Here is an 18,752-nt window from a genome sequence, read left to right as displayed (position 1 = left end):
ATATCGGTGCTGACCGCGTCAGCAGCTGTAGTACATCTGGTACTCGATCGGGTGCGGCGTGTGTTCGTAGGCATAGACCTCTTCCCACTTCAGCGCGAGATAGCCGTCGATCTGGTCCTTGGTGAACACGTCACCGGCCAGCAGGAAGCCGTGATCGGCGTCGAGCGCCTCAAGGGCTTCACGCAGCGAACCGCAGACGGTCGGGATGCCCGCCAGTTCCTCCGGCGGCAGATCGTAAAGGTCCTTGTCCGAAGCCGGGCCCGGATCGATCTTGTTCTTGATGCCGTCAAGACCGGCCATCAGGAGCGCGGCAAAGGCGAGATAGGGGTTCGCCGCCGGATCGGGGAAACGGGCCTCGACGCGCTTGGCTTTCGGGCTTTCGGTCCACGGGATCCGGACGCAGCCCGAGCGGTTGCGGGCGGAATAGGCGCGCAGAACCGGAGCCTCGAAGCCCGGGATCAGACGCTTGTAGGAGTTCGTGGACGGGTTGGTGAAGGCGTTCAGCGTCTTCGCATGCTTCAGGATTCCGCCGATGAACCACAGGGCTTCCTGGCTGAGGTCGGCATATTTGTCGCCCGCGAAAAGGGGCTTGCCACCCTTCCAGATCGACATGTTCACATGCATGCCCGAGCCGTTGTCGCCCTTCATCGGCTTCGGCATGAAGGTCGCCGACTTGCCATAGGCGTGGGCCACGTTGTGGATCACGTATTTGTATTTCTGGATGTTGTCGGCCTGCTCGACGAGGCCGCCGAAGATCATGCCAAGCTCGTGCTGGGCGGTCGCGACCTCGTGGTGATGCTTGTCGACCTTGATGCCCATGCGCTTCATGGTCGAGAGCATTTCCGACCGCAGGTCCTGCGCGGCGTCGATCGGGTTCACCGGGAAATAGCCGCCCTTGTGACCGGCGCGGTGGGCCTGGTTGCCCATCTCGTATTCGCTGTCGGTGTTCCATGCCGCGTCGTGCGCGTCGATCTCGTAGGCCACTTTCTGCGGCGTCACGGAATAGCGCACGTCGTCGAAGATGAAGAATTCGGCCTCGGGACCGAAATAGGCCGCATCACCGATGCCGGAAGCCTTCAGATAGGCTTCGGCCTTGGCAGCCGTCCCACGCGGGTCGCGGCTGTAGGGTTCGCCCGTATCCGGCTCGGCGACGTTGCAGTGAATACAGAGCGTCTTTTCGGCATAGAACGGGTCGATATAGACCGAGGACGTGTCCGGGATCAGTTTCATGTCGGACTGATCGATCGACTTCCAACCGGCGATGGAGGAACCGTCGAACATGAAGCCTTCTTCAAAGAAGTCCTCGTCGATGATATCGACGATCAGCGTGACGTGCTGCAGCTTGCCCTTGGGGTCGGTGAAGCGGACGTCGACATATTCGACCTCCTCGTCCTTGATCAGTTTCAGAACGTCCTTGGCGCTCATCTGGTCTGTCCTTCTGACTTGAGATTTCGGTTTCGGGCGGGTGGCCCGGGTGTTAGATCGCGTCCTCGCCGGTCTCGCCGGTGCGAATGCGGATGACCTGTTCGACGGGGGTGACGAAGATTTTGCCGTCGCCGATCTTGTCGGTGCGGGCGGCCGAGACGATGGCCTCGACGGCGGCATCGACCATGTCGTCGGCCAGAACCACCTCGATCTTCACCTTGGGCAGGAAGTCGACGACATATTCGGCGCCGCGATAAAGCTCGGTATGGCCCTTCTGGCGGCCGAAGCCCTTCACTTCGATCACCGAAAGCCCCTGTACGCCGACCTCCTGAAGCGCTTCCTTCACCTCGTCGAGCTTGAAGGGCTTGATGATGGCTTCGATCTTCTTCATGGGGCGACTCTCCCGGGGTCAATTTCCTGCGGTCGCGCCCCTGTCACCACTTTCGCTGCACCGGCACAATTGGCTAGGCTCCCGTCAGGGCGGCTGCATCCGGGATTCCGGAGTGTTTGCCTAAAATTTGTGCACTTCGCCCGAAGGCCGGGCAGTTTGTGAAAGACGGGGCCAAAACCATGACCGAACTCCTCACCGCCGCCCAGATGCGCGCCATCGAAGAGGCTGCGATTGCCTCGGGCGCGGTCACCGGCCTCGAACTCATGGAACGTGCCGGGCGCGGCGTCGTGGAGGCGATCTTCGAGGAATGGCCGGAGCTGGCGAAGACGTCCCACCGGGCGGTCGTTCTCTGCGGTCCGGGCAACAACGGCGGCGACGGCTTCGTCGTCGCGCGGCTCTTGAAGGAGTGGGGCTGGGGGGTGGAGGTGTTCCTTTACGGTGACCCCGAGAAGCTGCCGCCGGATGCGCGGGTGAATTGTGAGCGGTGGTTGGGGTTGGGGGAGATTGCCGCCTCGGAGGCCTTTGATCCTTGGGAACATCGCGACGTCTACATTGACGCTTTGTTTGGCACGGGGCTAACGAGACAACTCGACGCCGAAGCGTATCGTTTAGTAAGTGAACTTGGCGCGGAGAGGGTCGTTGCCGTTGACTGCCCGTCCGGTCATTGTCTTGAAAGCGGCAGGGCGCTCTTTGAAGGCGATAGCCTCGCGGTGGCAGCGAATCTTACAGTCACGTTTCAGTTTCCAAAGATCGGACATTTCTTAGGAGACGCGCCACTCGCATTTGGTCGAGTGCAAGTCGCGGACATCGGGCTAGACGCTCAATCAGCTATGATCCGGTTGGGAGCGCTGCATGACGTTAAGCGACGGCGCAGACGCGACCCTGCCGCTGTAGTTATGCGTTTAGATTTGGAGAGGTTTCACGCTTCTTCGTACGAACAAATCGGTGCGCCTCTAGGAAAGTTCCCGAATGGACACAAGTACACTGAGGGCCACGCCCTGATCCTCTCCGGCGGCGCGGGCAAAGGCGGAGCTGCACGCCTCGCCGCGCGGGGGGCGCTGCGGATCGGGGCGGGGCTTGTCACCGTCGGCTGCCCGCCCGAGGCACTGGTGGAGAACGCCGCGCGGCTCGATGCGGTGATGCTGAAGCCTGTCGCCGATGCCGATGCGTTCAGGCGTGTGCTGGAGGACAGCCGCATCAACGCGCTCTGCCTCGGGCCGGGACTCGGGACCGGTGATCGGAAGGTGGCGCTGGTCGCGGCGGCGCTCGGGGTTTCCGGCGCCGCCCCCCCACCCCCATCCCCTCCCCACGAAGGGGAGGGGAGCCGCGAGGCACCGGGCGATGCGCACAAGGTCGGGGCGGTTTCCCTCCCCCTTGTGGGGAGGGAAGAAGGGAGGGGGGCATCCTGCGCCATCGTCCTCGACGCCGACGCGCTGACGATCCTCGCCCGCGAACCCGACATTTTCGCGGCTCTCCACGAAAACTGCGTTCTCACCCCCCATGCGGGGGAATTTGCCCGGCTCTTCCCGGATATCGCCGAAAAACTGGCCGCCCCCGCCACCAAAGGCCCCGCCTATTCCAAAGTCGATGCCACGCGCGAGGCGGCGAAACGGGCGGGCTGCGTGGTGCTCTACAAGGGACCGGACACGGTGATCGCCGATCCGTCGGGCCGGTGCAGCATCAACTCTGCCCATTACGACCGCGCGGCCCCCTGGCTGGCGACGGCGGGTTCGGGGGATGTGTTGGCAGGCTTCATAACGGGGCTGTTGGCGCGGGGCTTCGCGACGATTCAGGCGGCCGAAACCGCCGCATGGCTGCATGTCGAATGCGCGCTGAAGTTCGGCCCCGGCCTGATCGCCGAGGACCTGCCGGAACTGCTTCCCGCGGTCTTTCGTGATCTGGGGCTGTGACGGCTGAAAAACCGTTGGCCATTAAAAAAAACCGCGCCGGACGGACCGGCGCGGTTTTGATTTCGTAACCGGCGGAAATTACTCCGCGGTTTCCTCGGCATCCTGACCGGCAGACCCGATATCGTCGAACAGTTCGGCGATTTCGAAATCGGCGGCGGCTTCTTCCTCGGCGGCCAGTTCCTGGATCGACTTGCCGGAGGCCTGAAGCTCGGCTTCCTCGGTCGAGCGGGCGACGTTCAGCACGATGGTCGCGGAAACCTCGGGGTGCAGAACGACCTCCACGTCATGAAGGCCAAGCTCCTTGATTGGGCGGGTCAGCACGACCTGCTTGCGATCGACGGAGAAGCCGGCGTCGGTCGCGGCATCGGCGGCGTCACGGGTGGTGACGGAGCCGTAGAGCGCGCCGGCGTCGGAGGCCGAACGAATCACGATGAAGGTCTGGCCGTCGAGCTTCGCAGCGACCTTGTCGGCCTCTTTCTTGGTCTCGAGGTTCTGTGCTTCGAGCTGCGCCTTGCGGCCTTCGAAGCTCTTGATGTTGTCTTCCGAGGCGCGGAGCGCCTTGCCCTGCGGCAGAAGGAAGTTGCGTGCGTAGCCGTCCTTGACTTTGACGACTTCGCCCATCTGGCCAAGCTTGGCCACGCGTTCCAGAAGGATCACTTGCATGTTCGTGTCTCCTTACTTCACGGCATAGGGCAGCAGGGCGAGGAAGCGGGCGCGCTTGATGGCGCGGGCCAGTTCACGCTGCTTCTTCGCCGAAACGGCGGTGATGCGGGCGGGCACGATCTTGCCACGCTCGGAGATGTAACGCTGGAGAAGACGGACATCCTTGTAGTCGATCTTCGGCGCGTTCTCGCCCGAGAAGGGGCAGACCTTGCGGCGGCGGAAAAACGGTTTGTTCGCCATGGTTTGGGTTCCTTTCCTCAGGCTCTGATCAACGACGCTCGCGACGGTCGCCGCGATCGCCGCGGTCGTCACGCTTCTGCATCTGGACCGAGGGGCCTTCCTCGTGCGCGTCGACCTTGATCGACATCACGCGCATTACGTCGTCGTGCAGACGGGCAAGACGCTCCATCTCCAGCACGGCGGCCGAGGGCGCGTCGGTGCGGATATAGGCATAGTGGCCCTTGCGGTTCTTGTTGATCTTGTAGGCCATCGTCTTGACGCCCCAGTACTCGTGATCAACGACTTTGCCGCCGTTGTCAGCGAGGACGGTGGAGAAATGTTCGATGAGGCCTTCGGCCTGCGCGTTGGAAAGGTCCTGACGCGCGATTAGGACATGCTCATACAGCGGCATGCATACTCCTATCAGTCTCAGGCGGCTTCATAGGCGGGCGACCCCTTCCGCTGCCCGCCACGAGAGGCTACGCCGGTTCCCGTGAATGCGGAAGGATGCGGCCTTATAGTCGAATGCAGATAGGATGCAAGGCGCGATTACCCGGTCTTGTCATCAGGTGACTTGCCCACGTCTCTGCTATCGCCTTTGCTGTCGATTTTTGGATCCGACAATAGCGTTTTTGCCATGAGCGTTACGAGGGTCACGAAGACGCCGATACCGACGAGGATATATATGATTGTGAACACCTTGCCGATCGGCGTGACCGGATACAGGTCGCCGTAACCGACCGTGGATAGCGTGATCACCGAGAAATAGATCGCGTCCAGAAATGTCCAGCCTTCTGCCCACTTGTAAAACAGGCCACCCGACAGAATGAGCAGCAGGGCAAGTATCACGACCGCCCGAAACTCGGGATCGCGCAAGCCGCGAACGAGCGCCTTGACCAAGCGAAACAACGTCAGGATGAATGAAATCACTTACCTGTCTCCGGATGGCGGCCTTCAGCACCTGTACTAGCGAATTCAGTTCACCGGTTCCAGCCGATGATGGTGCAAGTTGATTTCAGGCTGCACCCGCTAGTACAGGTTCCGGCCTCCGTCCGCCGCCGTTACTCTGCCGCCATCCCGCCCGGCCCGGTCTTGGCCAATTTGTCGCGCAGCCGGTCAAAGGTTGTCGGCGCCATTGTGCCCAGGAAGATCGTGATCGCCAAAAACATCAGATACTGGTCGAACTCGGTCACATGGGCGTATTGATAGGTGATCACGTCGTCATGGGCGCTCTTGATCTTGGTGGAGGAGACCATCATTCCCACCGTGAACATCGCCACCGGTGCGGAAACGAGCCACAGATGCTTACGCTTGTGCATCGAATGCAGCTTGAGCTGATCGCAGATCACCACTCCGAACAGGAAGGCGATGAACGGGACGAGATAGGCCAGCGCCAGAAGCTTGACCGTCATGTCGAAAAAGGCCGGTTCCATGGTCAGTTCTCCTCGGGGCTGAGAATAATGATGGAGCGCGTGCCGTCGGGCGCGGCACCTGTATCGTCCTCGGGCGTGACCGACAGGCTGCGTGTCGTGACAGCTTCGCCGGGCTCGAAATTCATGCTGCGGTTTGCGTCAGAACCGCTCTGTTCGAAGTTTCCGCTTTGGCTGCTGGCATTTTCACCGAAATAAACCCAGCCCGCCTTGCCCGGATCGACCTCATCTGTTGACGGATCAACAGGCGCGACCTGAATCCAGGTCTGGGAGGCGCCGACACTGCTTTGCATGTCGAACTGGTCCAGGATGTAGTACTCCGTGCCGACCGAGGTTTCGCCGATCTGCGTGCCGAGAGTGCGCCAGAAGCCGGAGGGCGGCGTGTCCCGGATCGGCGCCGTCTGGCTCGGTTCGATCAGCTTGCCGGTAAGGTCCTGCGCGGCAAGTGGCTGGGCCATGGCCAGGAATGCGGCAGCCATAGCGGCCAAAGTCTGTTGCGACAGATGTGGCATCTATTTGCTCCAAATACAGAACTTAGCAATGAAATCTTCAATCTCAGGTAATGTAGCACGGCTTGCCCTCGCTGTCATGTTTGGCGCGGCAGTGACCTTGTAAGGCGCCGTACTCGGGGAAACCGGCATATTGAAAAAAAACGGCGCCGCGAACGGCGCCGTTGTCGTGGTTCGAAGTTGGCCGGGCTTATTCGGCCGCCGACGTCGCCGTCCGGTGCTTGTCGCGCAGCCCGTCGCGGTAGAGCGCCTTGGCAAGCGAGACGCACATCAGGCCCATGACCATGGTAAAGGGAAGGGCGCCGATGATCATCGCGCTTTTCAGCGCCTCCATCGGGTCAGCCCCGCCATTGGTCTTGCCCGCAATCAGCAACGTGCCGATCACCAGCGTGAGGATGACGCCCCAGATGATCTTGTGCTTGTTGTCAGTCTCCTGATCGCCGCCCGACATGATCGTGTTCATCACGAGGATGCCACTGTCCGCCGAGGTGACGAGGAAGGTCATGATCAGGACGACGCACATGATGGTGATCGCCGACAGGAACCCGCCCGAGATCATTTCGCCCAGCGTGACGAACAGTTTCGCCGTGTTGGAGGCCGCGATGATCGAGCCTTCGGCCGCGCCGGACAGTTCAAGGTCGATCGCTGTGCCGCCGAGGATGGTCATCCAGGCAAAGCAGACCATGGCCGGAGCAAAGACGCAGCCGACGATGAATTCGCGTACCGTGCGGCCCTTGGAGATGCGGGCAAGGAAGAGACCCACGAAGGGCGAGAACGCGATCCACCAGGCCCAGTAGAAGGTCGTCCAGCCAGCCTGCCAGCCAAATAGACGGCCTTCGGTGCCTGCGGCATAAGCCGCTTGCTGGACTTCCGGAGACAGTGCAGCGGCGTCGCCTTCAAGTCCACCCTGGAACGCCTCGAACGAACCCCAGGCATTGGTCGCGCCGGAATAGAGGCTGTCGGCCAGCGGGGCCGCCTCCGCCGGAAGCGCGGCCGCAAACTCGGCCTCTGACATCGGCAGATGCGGGCCGAAGCTGAGTTGGGTGAAGTGCAGGATGTAGTCAACCAGCGCCGTCCCATAGGTCGTCATCGCAAAGAGGAACGACCCGAAGATCACGAAGACCATGAGCAGGATGATCGACAGGACGAGGTTGAGGTTCGAGAGGTATTTGACCCCACGTCCGACACCCGAGACCGCCGAGATGATTGACATGCCCATGATTGCGACCAGACCCGCGATCAGGCCGACCGTGCCCGGAGCAGGCGCTTCGCCGGTCATGTCCATCATCCATTCCGCACCGGTGATAGCGTAAAGACCATCGATGAACTGGCTGACGCCGAAGCCGATTGTGACCGAAACGCCGAGGATGGTGGCGACAACGCCGAGAATGTCGACCACATGACCGAAAACGCCGTTGACATATTTACCAAAGAGCGGCGTCAGAGCCGACCGGATCGTAAGCGGCATGTTCCGTGTGTAGGCATAATAGGCAAGGCTGAGGCCCGTGACGACGTAGATTGCCCAGGCGTGGAACCCGTAGTGTAGGAAGGTATAGCGATAGCCAGACTGCAGCGAGTCAGCGCTGTTGCCCGCGATGCCGCCCTTCAGGATCTCCGGGTTTGAGCCCCAGAGGCCGAGCGGTTCAGCCGTGGCGAAGACCATGAGGCCAACACCAAGACCGGCGCCGAACATCATGGAAAACCATGAAAAATTGGAAAACTCAGGCGCTTCACCGGGTGTGCCCATGATCCTTCTGCCGGTCTGCGGCAGTGCCGCGACGACAAAGAGGAAGAAGGCGAAGAAGCCTACAATGACGATGTAGAAGGCGTTGAAGTCTTCAAGAAGACGCCAGTTCAGGCTGCCCAGAACGCCATTTGCGTTCGCCGGCCAGACCAGTGCCCAGATGACGAGGAGCGCCATCGAGATCTTCGAGACCAGCGCGATTTCCATGCTGTGGCCTTCATAAAAGCCGGAAGTCGCCCTCTTGATCTCGATCTCGGTAAACGGTGGTTTGATATGCATGCTGTGTCCTGTTCATGTCGTTTTCCCGACAGGAACGTTCAGGTCGGCCACCCCGGCTGTAATCCGGTCGCGGCTGTCCTTTCCCCCCTGACAGGTCCAGTTGGACCAAAACGGCGGTCCGGGATGGGCGAAAAACGACACTCGGCGTTGGCCAAAGCGACGAAAACGACGATTGTACCGACGTCGAGCGCGCCGGCAACCACAAGATGTGTCGACATTCTGACTCTGGCGTCGAGGATTGGCATTGCGAAAATCGTGACCTGCCGTCAGGGTCCGGTCATGCCTTCCGGAGGAGACTGATGCAGCTTGATCTTGGTTTTGTACGCGCCCGTTTTCCGGCCTTTTCGGTGCCCGATCTGGCCGACCGTGCGTTTTTTGAAAATGCTGGTGGGTCCTACGCCTGCCAGCCGGTGATCGACCGCCTGACGCGGTTCTACCGAGAGCGCAAGGTGCAACCCTATGGGCCATACGCCGCCTCATCGGCGGGCGGGGCTGAGATGGACGAGGCACGGGCGCGGCTGGCAGCAATGATGGGGGTTAAGACGGATGAGGTCAGCTTCGGCCCCTCGACAACGCAGAACACCTATGTTCTGGCCCAGGCCTTCCGACGCTATCTGAAGCCGGGCGAGGCGATTGTCGTCACGGATCAGGATCACGAAGCCAATTCCGGTCCCTGGCGGCGTCTGGGGGATGAGGGCGTCGACATCCGCGAATGGAAAATCGACCCGGTCACCGGTCATCTTGACCCGGCACGACTCGCGCCCCTTCTGGCCGACGGCAGGGTGCGGCTCGTGTGCTTCCCGCATTGCTCGAACGTCGTGGCCGAGATCAACCCGGTCGCGGATGTCGTCGCAATGGTGCATGCGGCCGGCGCGGTGACCTGCGTGGACGGTGTCAGCTATGCGCCCCACGGCCTGCCCAACGTGGCCGAGCTCGGGACGGACATTTATCTCTTCTCGGCTTACAAGGTTTACGGGCCGCATCAGGGGATCATGGTGATCCGCGAGGATCTGGGCATGCGCCTGCCCAATCAGGGGCACTATTTCAACGGCGACACGCTGTACAAGCGTTTCACTCCGGCAGGTCCCGATCACGCGCAGGTCGCAGCTTCGGCCGGGATTGCGGATTATTTCGACGCGCTGCACGCCCATCACTTTGCACCGGAACCGGATGCCGCAAAGCGCGCAGCACAGGTGCATGATGTGATGCGCGCGCAGGAGGTGGCGGTCTGCCAGCCGCTTCTGGACTATCTCGGCGCCCGCAATGATCTCTGCCTGATCGGGCCGCGTGATGCCGCGCGACGGGCGCCAACGGTCGCGGTTGCACTGGACCGCGAGGCCGAACCGGTTTCGGCAGCACTTGCCGATCACGGTATCAACTGCTGGGCCGGTGACTTCTATGCCGTGCGCCCGTTGACAGCGATGGGGATTGATCTGGACCGCGGGGTCCTGCGGCTGTCGATGGTGCACTATACGAGCGCGGAGGATGTCACCCGGCTGATTGCGGCGCTGGACAAGGTGCTTTGAGGCAGAAGCCGGGGCGCTGCCTCCGGACCCCCGAAGTATTTGGGAACAGAAGAAGGGTAATATGACGAAAGCGCCCGTAATCGTCTGGTTTCGCCGTGATCTTCGATTGGCCGATCACGTGGCGCTGAGCGCCGCCTCCGCGCGGGGCCCCGTCATTCCGCTCTTCATCCATGACGAGACCGTCGAAGCGATGGGCGCAGCGCCCAGATGGCGTCTGGGCGAAGGGCTTAGTGTTTTTGCAGGGGCATTGAAGGATGCCGGGTCACGCCTGATCCTGCGGCGGGGGAAGGCGCTGGATGTGCTGAAGGACCTTGTCGGTGAGACGAAAGCGACAGCGGTCTACTGGCAGCGGGTCTATGACCGTGACGGCATCGCCCGCGACCGGGAGGTCAAGGCGGTACTGAAGGATGCAGGGCTGGAGGTTCGAAGCTTTTCCGGCGCGGTTCTTTTCGAACCCTGGGACGTGGCGACGGCGACGGGCGGACCCTACAAGGTTTTCACGCCGTTCTGGCGCGCGATCAGGGGTAGGGAGGTGGCTCCGCCAGTTTCTGTCCCGGCACGGCTTGTCGTGCCTGCCGAATGGCCGCGCAGCGAAAGGTTGGACGACTGGGCCATGGGGGCCGCCATGAACCGGGGGGCGACGATTGTCGCGCCGCATGCGGTGATCGGCGAGGCGGCGGCACGACGACGGCTCGACCGGTTCATTGCGGAGCGGCTTTGCAGATACGCTGAGGACCGCGACTATCCCGCCTTGGATGCGACCTCTGGCCTATCGGAGAACCTCGCCTGGGGCGAGATTTCGGCGCGGTCCGTCTGGCAGGCCGGTTTCGCCGCGCATGAAAATGGCGTGCCGGGTGCCGAGAAGTTCCTCTCCGAACTCGCCTGGCGCGATTTCGCGTGGCACCTGATGTACCATTTTCCCGATATGGATCGAGCCAACTGGCGCTCAGATTGGGACGGGTTCCCGTGGCGCGACGACAATGCGGATGCCGAACGCTGGCGGCGCGGTCGGACAGGCGAACCCTTCGTCGATGCCGCGATGCGCGAGATGTATGTCACCGGACGGATGCGCAACCGCGCGCGGATGATCGCGGCCTCATATCTGACCAAGCATCTTTTGACGGATTGGCGTGTGGGCCTGAAATGGTTTGCCGACTGCCTGATTGACTGGGATCCGGCGTCGAATGCAATGGGCTGGCAATGGGTGGCGGGATCAGGGCCCGATGCGGCGCCGTTCTTCCGCATTTTCAACCCCGCGACACAGGCTTCGAAATTCGATGCTGATGGCGCGTATCGTGCTGCATACATCGCCGAAGGGCAGTCGAACCCGCCTGCTACAGCACGAGCCTATTTCGACGCAGTGCCGAGGTCATGGCAGCTGTTGGCGGATGCCCCGTATCCGGGCCCGATTGTCGATCTGAAAGCAGCGCGTGAACGGGCGCTTGCCGCCTACCGCCGGTAGAATTCTGCATCTGCAAGATGACCGTCTTGTCGCGTGTCGTGACGGGGATATAGTTGGCGCGGGAGGACCCGATGGAGGTATTGACAACCACCGACGGCCAATCCGGCCTGCCGCGCTATTTCGCGCAAGTCTTTCGTATTGCCTGTGAACTCAAAAACGGCCGGCTGGATTTCGTTCTGGCCGACGGTCGCCGCTTCCGCGCGGAGGGCAAGGGGAGGGGACCCGTCGGAGAAATCCAGGTTCACGACGACGATATCTTTGCCCGACTGATCCGCGAAGGTGATCTGGGCTTTTGCGATGCCTATCTGGAGGGCGGATGGTCCTCTCCCGACCTGCAGGCTTTCATGGACCTCGTCCACAACGACAATAACGAGATTTATGACGGCTTCCCCGGCATGGGGTTGGTCCGCGCGTATGAACGGATGCGGCATCTTTTGCGGGCCAATTCGCGGCGTCAGGCCAAGAAGAACATCGCCTATCACTACGATCTGGGGAATGACTTCTACGCCAAATGGCTGGACGGGACGATGACCTATTCCTCGGCACTGTTCCGCACGGGTCAGGAAAGCCTTGAAGCCGCGCAGCAGGCCAAATACGCCTCGCTCATTGACCAGATGGGCGCGAAGCCCGGCGACCATGTGCTGGAGATCGGCTGCGGCTGGGGCGGATTTGCCGAATATGCGGCAAAGGAGCGGGGTCTGCGGGTCACCGGACTGACAATTTCGCAGGCGCAGCTTGATTTCGCCCGGGCCCGGATTGCCAAAGCCGGGTTGAACGACAGGGTTGACCTGAGGCTTCAGGATTACAGGGACGAGACCGGGATCTATGACGGGATCGCCTCCATCGAAATGTTCGAGGCCGTCGGCGAAAAGTATTGGCCGGTCTATTTTCACACTCTGCACGAGAGACTGAAACCCGGCGCCAACGCGACACTGCAGATCATTACCCTGCAGGAAAAGCGCTTTGAGATATACCGTAAAGGTGTTGATTTTATTCAGAAATATATATTTCCGGGCGGGATGCTTCCATCGCGCAGCGCCCTACAGGAGGAGATCAGACGCGCCGGGTTGGGTCTGGTCGGATCCATCGAATTTGGCGAAAGTTACAGCCAGACACTGCGCCGCTGGTACGAAGTTTTCAACGATCGCTGGGACGAAATCGCGCCGATGGGATTCGATCAGCGCTTTCAACGTATGTGGAATTTCTACCTGACCTCTTGCGCGGGCGCGTTTCGCGGCGGAAACTGTGACGTAACGCAGATCACGGTTACGAGGCCAGCAGTATAGATGCCCACCGCAGCCAAACTATTTGCCGCGCTCGCCTTCGCGATCGTGGCGTTTTTCACCGCTGAAGTGTTCAAACCGCATATGCCGGAGGGCACGCAGTTCGGATATTTCTCGCTCGTTTCGGCGCTGATCGGGGCCCTTTCCGGCTGGAAGGTGATGGGCCCGGAGGCCGGACGCGGCAACTGGATGGCCGTAAGCTCGGGGATGAAGACTGCGCTTTTCATGGCGCTCGCCGCACTCTTTGTGTTCTCGACCTACGAAATGCTGCGCGAGGCATTCCGCCCGTCCTATTCCGGGCCGATGGAGGCAGTGATCGCGATTTTCGACTTTGCGGTCGAGTATTTCGTGACCTTCCTCGCCTGGGACGTGCTGATCGTGCTTTTCGTCGGCGGCGCATTGGCCGGATCGTTGTCGGAATGGGCGGCGCGGCGCTGGAGATAACTTCGTGACGACATTCTTTTTCTACGGCACTTTGTGCCATGGCCCGCTTTTGCGTGTCGTTCTTGGGCGTGACGTGCAGGCACTACCTGCCAGACTGCCCGGTCATTCGGTCTTCTGGGTCGCGGGTCGCGCTTTTCCGATGATTGAAACCGGTGGCAAGGGCGCCGAGGGCGTAGTGGTTGCTGACATGAGCGCCGAGGACGTTGCCCGGCTGAATTTCTACGAAGGCGGGTTTGCCTATCAGACCCGGGATGTGCTGGTCGAGGCGGAGGGGGCAGGAGCGGTTTCAGCGCACGTCTATTTTCCAGATCCCGGGAAATGGACACCCGGCGCGCCCTGGCGGCTGGCGGATTGGGCCGAGCGTTGGGGTGAGACAGTCGTGACAACCGCCCGCGATGCGATGGCGCTTTACGGACATGGCGATCCGGCGACAATCCACGCCCGCTATCCGCAGATGCTGATGCGGGGCGGGTCACGTGTCAGGGCGGAAGCGGAGGCGAGCCAACCGGGGCTGCGCCGGAAGGCCGACGCCGGTGACATAGCCGTCACTCGCAAACGGCAGGTCTATGCCAACTATTTCGCAGTTGAAGAAAGCGACCTTCGGTTTCGCCGGTTCGACGGCACGATGAGCGCGCAGGTTAATCGCGCCGTCTTCATCTCGGGCGATGCGACGGTCGTTCTGCCCTATGACCCGATCCGCGACCGTGTCCTTCTTGTTGAACAGTTCCGCATGGGTCCCCACGGGCGCGGCGATCCGCAATCCTGGCTAATCGAGACAGTCGCGGGCCGGGTCGATGGTGGCGAAAGCCCGGAAGAGGCTGCGTTGCGCGAGGCGCGGGAGGAGGCGGGGCTCGATATCCGCGAACTGATCCCGGCATTGAACTACTACCCGTCGCCTGCTGCGATGTCGGAATACCTCTACACCTTTATTGGTATCGCCGACCTGCCGGACGGTGTCGCCGGGATTGGCGGGCTGGAAGGCGAGGCCGAGGATATCCGTGCGCATGTCGTTCCCTTCGCCAAGCTGATGGAACTGGTTGAGAGCGGCGAGGCCAATACCGCGCCTCTCGCGCTACTGGCCTATTGGCTGGACCGCAACCGCGACCGCATTCGCGCCGCCGCCGGGGCTTGAGGTCCGCCCCGGCCCGGCCTAGGTATGGGCCAGTGACAGGAGGGACCGACCATGCGTATATCCAGCGACCTCGCCGATGCCGTCGGTCAAACTCCTCTGATCCGCCTCAGAAAGGCCAGCGAGCTGACGGGCTGCGAGATTCTCGGCAAGGCCGAATTCCTCAATCCCGGCCAGTCCGTCAAGGACCGGGCCGCCTTGTTCATCATCCGAGACGCGGTGGCCAAGGGCCTGTTGAAACCGGGTGGAACGATCGTGGAAGGCACGGCCGGGAATACCGGCATCGGTCTGGCGCTGGTGGGCGCGTCGATGGGGTTCCGGACGGTGATCGTCATCCCGGAAACCCAGAGCCAGGAAAAGAAGGACATGATCCGGCTCGCGGGTGCGGAACTGGTGCAGGTGCCCGCCGCGCCTTACAAGAACCCGAACAATTATGTGAAGTATTCTGGTCGTTTGGCGGCCGAACTTGCCAAGACTGAACCGAATGGCGCGATCTGGGCCAACCAGTTCGACAATACGGCTAACCGGCAGGCGCATGTGGAGACGACGGGCCCTGAAATCTGGGAACAAACCGACGGCAAGGTGAATGGTTTTGTCTGTGCCGTAGGCTCGGGCGGTACGCTGGCCGGTGTAGCCATGGCGCTGCAGCCAAAAGGCGTGAAGGTGGCGCTTGCCGATCCGGAAGGCTCGGCGCTCTATGGTCACTACGCCGAGGGTGAGCTGAAAGCCGAAGGGTCCTCTATTACCGAGGGGATCGGGCAGGGGCGGATCACGGCCAACCTTGAAGGCCTGTCCCCAGACATGTCGTTCCGTATTCCGGATGCCGAGGCGCTGCCGGTGATCTTCGATCTGCTGGCTGAGGAGGGGCTTTGCATGGGCGGCTCCACCGGGATCAACATTGCCGGTGCGATCCGCATGGCGAAAGAGATGGGTCCGGGCCACACGATCGTCACCATGCTCTGCGACTACGGCAACCGCTATCAGTCAAAGCTCTTCAATCCCGACTTCCTGCGTGCCAAATCCCTGCCGGTACCGGCGTGGCTCGACCGCGGCCCGCGGGCACTGCCCAGCGTGTTTGAAGACTGATGCAGGTGCTTCGACTCCTTCTCCTGGCGATTGGCCTTTTTGTTGCCACCCCGGCATTGGTGACCCACTACGTGACACCGGCCGCCGCACAGGAAGTGCAGGCCCCCGACTACAACGAGTGGGAGAAGCAAGCGAAGACGGCCGAGCAAACGCTGGCCGACGACCGTGCGTCGAATACCGCGCTTGAGCAGCTTCGGGCCGACATTGTCGAATGGCGAACGATGCTTACTGCGGCTCAAAGCATTAATGCCGCTCAGATCGAGACGCTGAAAAATCAGATCGCGGCGCTTGGGCCCGCGCCGACCGAGGAATCCCCCGACGCGCCGGAAATCGCCAAAAGGCGCGCGGAGTTGAACGATCAATTGGCGAAGCTTCAGGCCCCGGGTCTGACGGCGGTCGAAGCACATAGTCGGGCCGAGGGTCTGATCCGGCAGATCGATGCGCGCATCCGCGCCCGACAGGCGACCGAGCTTCTACGTTTGTCACCGTCGCCAGCCAATCCGGCGAACTGGCCCGCTGGCTGGGCGGTGCTGCAACAGGGGATGAAGACCCTCAGCGCCGAGACGACCGAGGCATGGTCGAACCCTACGCGGCGGTCAGAACTAAAAAACAACTTACCTGCCATCGTTTTTTACTTGCTGGTAGCTGCCGTTCTCGTCCTGCGTGGTCCCGGCTTCATGGAGCGGATGACGACGCGGCTGCTGACCGGCGTGTCGATGCGGGCACGCAACATCGCCGCCGCACTTGTTTCGCTGGGCCAGTTTGTCGTTCCGGTCCTTGGCACGGTTTTCCTCGTTCTCGCCATCAAGGCGAGCGGCATGACTGGCATCCGCTCGGGCGCGCTTGTGAACGCACTGCCCGGTGCCGCATTCGTCTTTTTCTTCGCCCGCTGGATAGCCAGCTGGCTTTTCCGGATTGAAGGCAGCTATGCGCCGCTGACTGAACGCGCGTCAGAGGCGCGGTTTCATTCCAACCTGATCGGTCTGGTGATGGCGGCGGAGATTTTCCGCACCGCTTTCATCACCGAAGTGCGCCCGCCATTGTCGATGGCTGCGCAGGCGGTCTGGGCGGCGCCCTTGGTCTGTATCGTTGCAGTCCTTCTGTTCCGACTTGGAATGTTGCTACGCCCTCGCCCATCGGAGGGTGCGGGCGGCGCGAAGGAATTCCGCAATACGATCATGCGTTTGATCGGCACCGCCACAGTTGTTGTGTCCGTTGTCGCGCCGCTTCTCGCCGTCGTCGGTTACGTGGCGGCGGCCAATGCACTGATCTGGCCGACAGTGGGGTCACTTGGCCTGATCGGGTTGATCCTGCTGCTGCAACGGTTCTCGACCGATATCTACGCCCTGGCGTTCCGGAAGGGAGAGGACGGGCGAGAAGCGCTGGCACCGGTTCTGATTGGGTTCCTGCTGACGCTGCTGGCGGTTCCGCTGTTCGCTTTAATCTGGGGCGCGCGGACCGCCGACCTTTCTGAAACATGGACCCGGTTCAGCGAGGGCGTGTCTATCGGCGAAACGCGCATTTCGCCTGCCGCGATCCTCGCATTGATCGTGATCTTCATCCTTGGCTATGCGGTCACGCGGCTGGCCCAAAGTGCGCTGCGATCCACCATCCTGCCCCGCACCGATCTGGAGAAGGGTGTACAGAACGCGATTGTCTCGGGCGTTGGGTATGTCGGGATCTTTCTGGCCGCAATTGTCGCGATCACAGGCGCCGGGATCGACATGTCGTCGCTGGCCATCGTGGCAGGCGCGCTGTCGGTCGGTATCGGTTTCGGTCTTCAGAACATCGTGTCAAATTTCGTCTCGGGCATCATCCTCCTGATTGAACGGCCGATCTCGGAAGGCGACATGATCGAGGTCAACGGCCAGTTCGGCACCGTGCGTGGCATCTCCGTCCGATCCACCTGGATTGAGACGTTCGACCGCACCGATGTGATCGTGCCCAATGCCGATCTCGTCTCGGGCGTGGTGACGAACCTTACGCGGACCAACCTGACCGGACGGCTGATCATTCCTGTCGGCGTGGCTTACGGCACGGACACCCGCAAGGTACAGGCGATCCTGATGGAGATTGCCGAGGCGCAGCCGCTGGTGATGGTCGATCCGGCGCCGTCGGTCCAGTTCGTGGCATTTGGCGCCGACAGTCTGAACTTCGAGATCAGAGCCATCCTGTCGGATGTGAACTTCAAGCTCGATGTGCAGACGGAAATTCTGCACCAGATCAACGAACGCTTCATCGCAGAAGGGATTGAAATACCCTTCGCGCAGCGCGACCTGTGGATCCGGAACCCTGAGGATCTGACCGGCCGCAAAAGAGCGCGACCCAAGCCACCCGCTGCACCGGAACCGTCGCGTGACCATGATGGCAGCGACCTGAGCGGGGTCCACAACGATCCCGATGCCGAAGGGGACGATGCATGACCGATCCTCTCTTCCGCGACGCTTATCTGCGCGAGGCCCCGGCGCGGGTGATTGGCCATACCGATCAGGGTGGATTGATCGTGGATGCGAGCCTTTTCTATCCGACAGGCGGCGGCCAACCCGGCGATGGCGGGTTCCTCGACTGGTCCGGCGGGCGGCTGGCCATCGCAACGGCGGTGAAAGGCGAAGGCGGTGCGGTGGTGCTGGTGCCTGAGGCGGAGCAGGTGCTGCCGCCGGTCGGGGCGGATGTGACACAGCATCTCGACTGGGATCGTCGCTACCGGCACATGCGGGTCCACACCGCATTGCATCTGCTGTCAGTGGTGATCCCGCTACCCGTCACTGGCGGTCAGATCGGCACCGAAAAGGGCAGGCTCGATTTCGACATGCCCGAACCGCCTGAGGACATCGCTGCGCTGGAAGCGAGGCTCAACGCCCTCATCGCCCGTGACCTGCCGGTCACCGATGACTGGATCACCGATGCCGCGCTGGAGGCCAATCCGGGTCTGGTGAAGACCATGTCGGTCAAACCACCGATGGGACAGGGCAGGGTGCGGCTGGTGCGGATCGGGGAGGGCGCCGACCAGATCGACCTGCAACCCTGTGGCGGCACCCATGTCGCCCGGACCGGTGAAATCGGCTCGGTAAGCCTTGGAAAGATCGAGAAAAAGGGTCGTCAAAACCGCCGGGTCAGCCTTCTATTGTCAGCGTGAAGCGGCCATTCATACCCGCTTGACGCCGCGCTGCGGCGCGGCATAATCCGCGACCGGTGCAAGCCTCTGAGTCGATCTGCCCGACGATGGACGATAGCGCCACAGGGCGTCTCCTG

At 61.8% G+C, this 18,752-nt stretch carries 18 protein-coding genes; 9 read left to right on the top strand and 9 right to left on the bottom strand.

Features of this window, described 5'->3' with window-relative positions; genetic code table 11:
• Positions 1–18: 18 nt before the first annotated feature.
• Complete coding sequence (glnA, locus tag QKW60_RS00280; protein ID WP_282365573.1) at positions 19–1,425, bottom strand: type I glutamate--ammonia ligase; 1,407 nt, start codon at positions 1,423–1,425, stop codon at positions 19–21.
• A gap of 52 nt (positions 1,426–1,477) precedes the next feature.
• A complete protein-coding gene (locus QKW60_RS00275) occupies positions 1,478–1,816 on the bottom strand; it encodes a P-II family nitrogen regulator (protein ID WP_282365572.1) in 339 nt (112 codons plus the stop codon).
• A gap of 179 nt (positions 1,817–1,995) precedes the next feature.
• Here QKW60_RS00275 and QKW60_RS00270 point away from each other — a divergent pair, with 179 nt between their 5' ends.
• Positions 1,996–3,726: an NAD(P)H-hydrate epimerase gene (locus QKW60_RS00270; RefSeq protein ID WP_282365571.1), complete on the top strand. Its 1,731-nt coding sequence runs from the start codon at positions 1,996–1,998 to the stop codon at positions 3,724–3,726.
• Positions 3,727–3,804: 78 nt separating this feature from the next.
• Here QKW60_RS00270 and rplI read toward each other — a convergent pair whose 3' ends face one another.
• The 7 genes from rplI to QKW60_RS00235 all read right to left on the bottom strand — a co-directional run bounded on the left by rplI (position 3,805) and on the right by QKW60_RS00235 (position 8,570).
• On the bottom strand, positions 3,805–4,389 hold the full coding sequence (gene rplI, locus QKW60_RS00265) for a 50S ribosomal protein L9 (protein WP_282365570.1): 585 nt from the start codon (positions 4,387–4,389) through the stop codon (positions 3,805–3,807).
• 12 nt (positions 4,390–4,401) lie between these two features.
• A complete protein-coding gene (gene rpsR / locus QKW60_RS00260) occupies positions 4,402–4,629 on the bottom strand; it encodes a 30S ribosomal protein S18 (RefSeq protein WP_068765176.1) in 228 nt (75 codons plus the stop codon).
• A 28-nt stretch (positions 4,630–4,657) separates the two neighbouring features.
• A complete protein-coding gene (gene rpsF / locus QKW60_RS00255; protein WP_282365569.1) occupies positions 4,658–5,020 on the bottom strand; it encodes a 30S ribosomal protein S6 in 363 nt (120 codons plus the stop codon).
• Between the two features lie 137 nt (positions 5,021–5,157).
• The gene (locus QKW60_RS00250) at positions 5,158–5,538 is read right to left on the bottom strand and encodes a potassium channel family protein (protein ID WP_282365568.1); all 381 of its coding nucleotides are present in this window, start codon (positions 5,536–5,538) and stop codon (positions 5,158–5,160) included.
• A gap of 131 nt (positions 5,539–5,669) precedes the next feature.
• A complete protein-coding gene (locus QKW60_RS00245) occupies positions 5,670–6,041 on the bottom strand; it encodes a DUF1275 family protein (protein ID WP_263740094.1) in 372 nt (123 codons plus the stop codon).
• Between the two features lie 2 nt (positions 6,042–6,043).
• Positions 6,044–6,550 carry a hypothetical protein gene (locus tag QKW60_RS00240; RefSeq protein WP_282365566.1) on the bottom strand — a complete coding sequence of 169 codons (507 nt, stop codon included), beginning with the start codon at positions 6,548–6,550 and terminating at the stop codon, positions 6,044–6,046.
• A gap of 187 nt (positions 6,551–6,737) precedes the next feature.
• Positions 6,738–8,570 carry a BCCT family transporter gene (locus tag QKW60_RS00235; RefSeq protein WP_282365565.1) on the bottom strand — a complete coding sequence of 611 codons (1,833 nt, stop codon included), beginning with the start codon at positions 8,568–8,570 and terminating at the stop codon, positions 6,738–6,740.
• A gap of 299 nt (positions 8,571–8,869) precedes the next feature.
• Here QKW60_RS00235 and QKW60_RS00230 point away from each other — a divergent pair, with 299 nt between their 5' ends.
• The 8 genes from QKW60_RS00230 to QKW60_RS00195 all read left to right on the top strand — a co-directional run bounded on the left by QKW60_RS00230 (position 8,870) and on the right by QKW60_RS00195 (position 18,636).
• Positions 8,870–10,096, top strand: a complete 1,227-nt coding sequence (locus tag QKW60_RS00230; protein WP_282365564.1) for an aminotransferase class V-fold PLP-dependent enzyme — start codon at positions 8,870–8,872, stop codon at positions 10,094–10,096.
• A gap of 61 nt (positions 10,097–10,157) precedes the next feature.
• Positions 10,158–11,558 (top strand): cryptochrome/photolyase family protein, encoded by a 1,401-nt coding sequence (locus QKW60_RS00225; RefSeq protein WP_282365562.1) that lies wholly within the window; start codon positions 10,158–10,160, stop codon positions 11,556–11,558.
• Between the two features lie 71 nt (positions 11,559–11,629).
• Positions 11,630–12,844 carry an SAM-dependent methyltransferase gene (locus QKW60_RS00220; RefSeq protein WP_282365560.1) on the top strand — a complete coding sequence of 405 codons (1,215 nt, stop codon included), beginning with the start codon at positions 11,630–11,632 and terminating at the stop codon, positions 12,842–12,844.
• Positions 12,845–13,285 (top strand): TrgA family protein, encoded by a 441-nt coding sequence (locus QKW60_RS00215; protein WP_282365558.1) that lies wholly within the window; start codon positions 12,845–12,847, stop codon positions 13,283–13,285.
• 4 nt (positions 13,286–13,289) lie between these two features.
• Positions 13,290–14,417 carry an NUDIX domain-containing protein gene (locus tag QKW60_RS00210; protein WP_282365556.1) on the top strand — a complete coding sequence of 376 codons (1,128 nt, stop codon included), beginning with the start codon at positions 13,290–13,292 and terminating at the stop codon, positions 14,415–14,417.
• Between the two features lie 51 nt (positions 14,418–14,468).
• A complete protein-coding gene (locus QKW60_RS00205; protein WP_282365555.1) occupies positions 14,469–15,500 on the top strand; it encodes a cysteine synthase A in 1,032 nt (343 codons plus the stop codon).
• Positions 15,500–17,923: a DUF3772 domain-containing protein gene (locus tag QKW60_RS00200; protein ID WP_282365553.1), complete on the top strand. Its 2,424-nt coding sequence runs from the start codon at positions 15,500–15,502 to the stop codon at positions 17,921–17,923. The genes QKW60_RS00205 and QKW60_RS00200 overlap by 1 nt, the downstream gene beginning before the upstream one ends.
• Positions 17,920–18,636: an alanyl-tRNA editing protein gene (locus QKW60_RS00195; protein ID WP_282365551.1), complete on the top strand. Its 717-nt coding sequence runs from the start codon at positions 17,920–17,922 to the stop codon at positions 18,634–18,636. Before QKW60_RS00200 ends, QKW60_RS00195 begins: the two co-directional genes overlap by 4 nt.
• The last annotated feature ends 116 nt before the right edge of the window (positions 18,637–18,752 follow it).

Origin of the sequence: Albidovulum aestuarii (genome assembly GCF_029961185.1) — a bacterium.
Lineage (GTDB): Bacteria > Pseudomonadota > Alphaproteobacteria > Rhodobacterales > Rhodobacteraceae > Albidovulum > Albidovulum aestuarii.
Note: the sequence above shows the minus strand (reverse complement) of the source record. Positions and strands in the feature narration are given on the sequence as shown.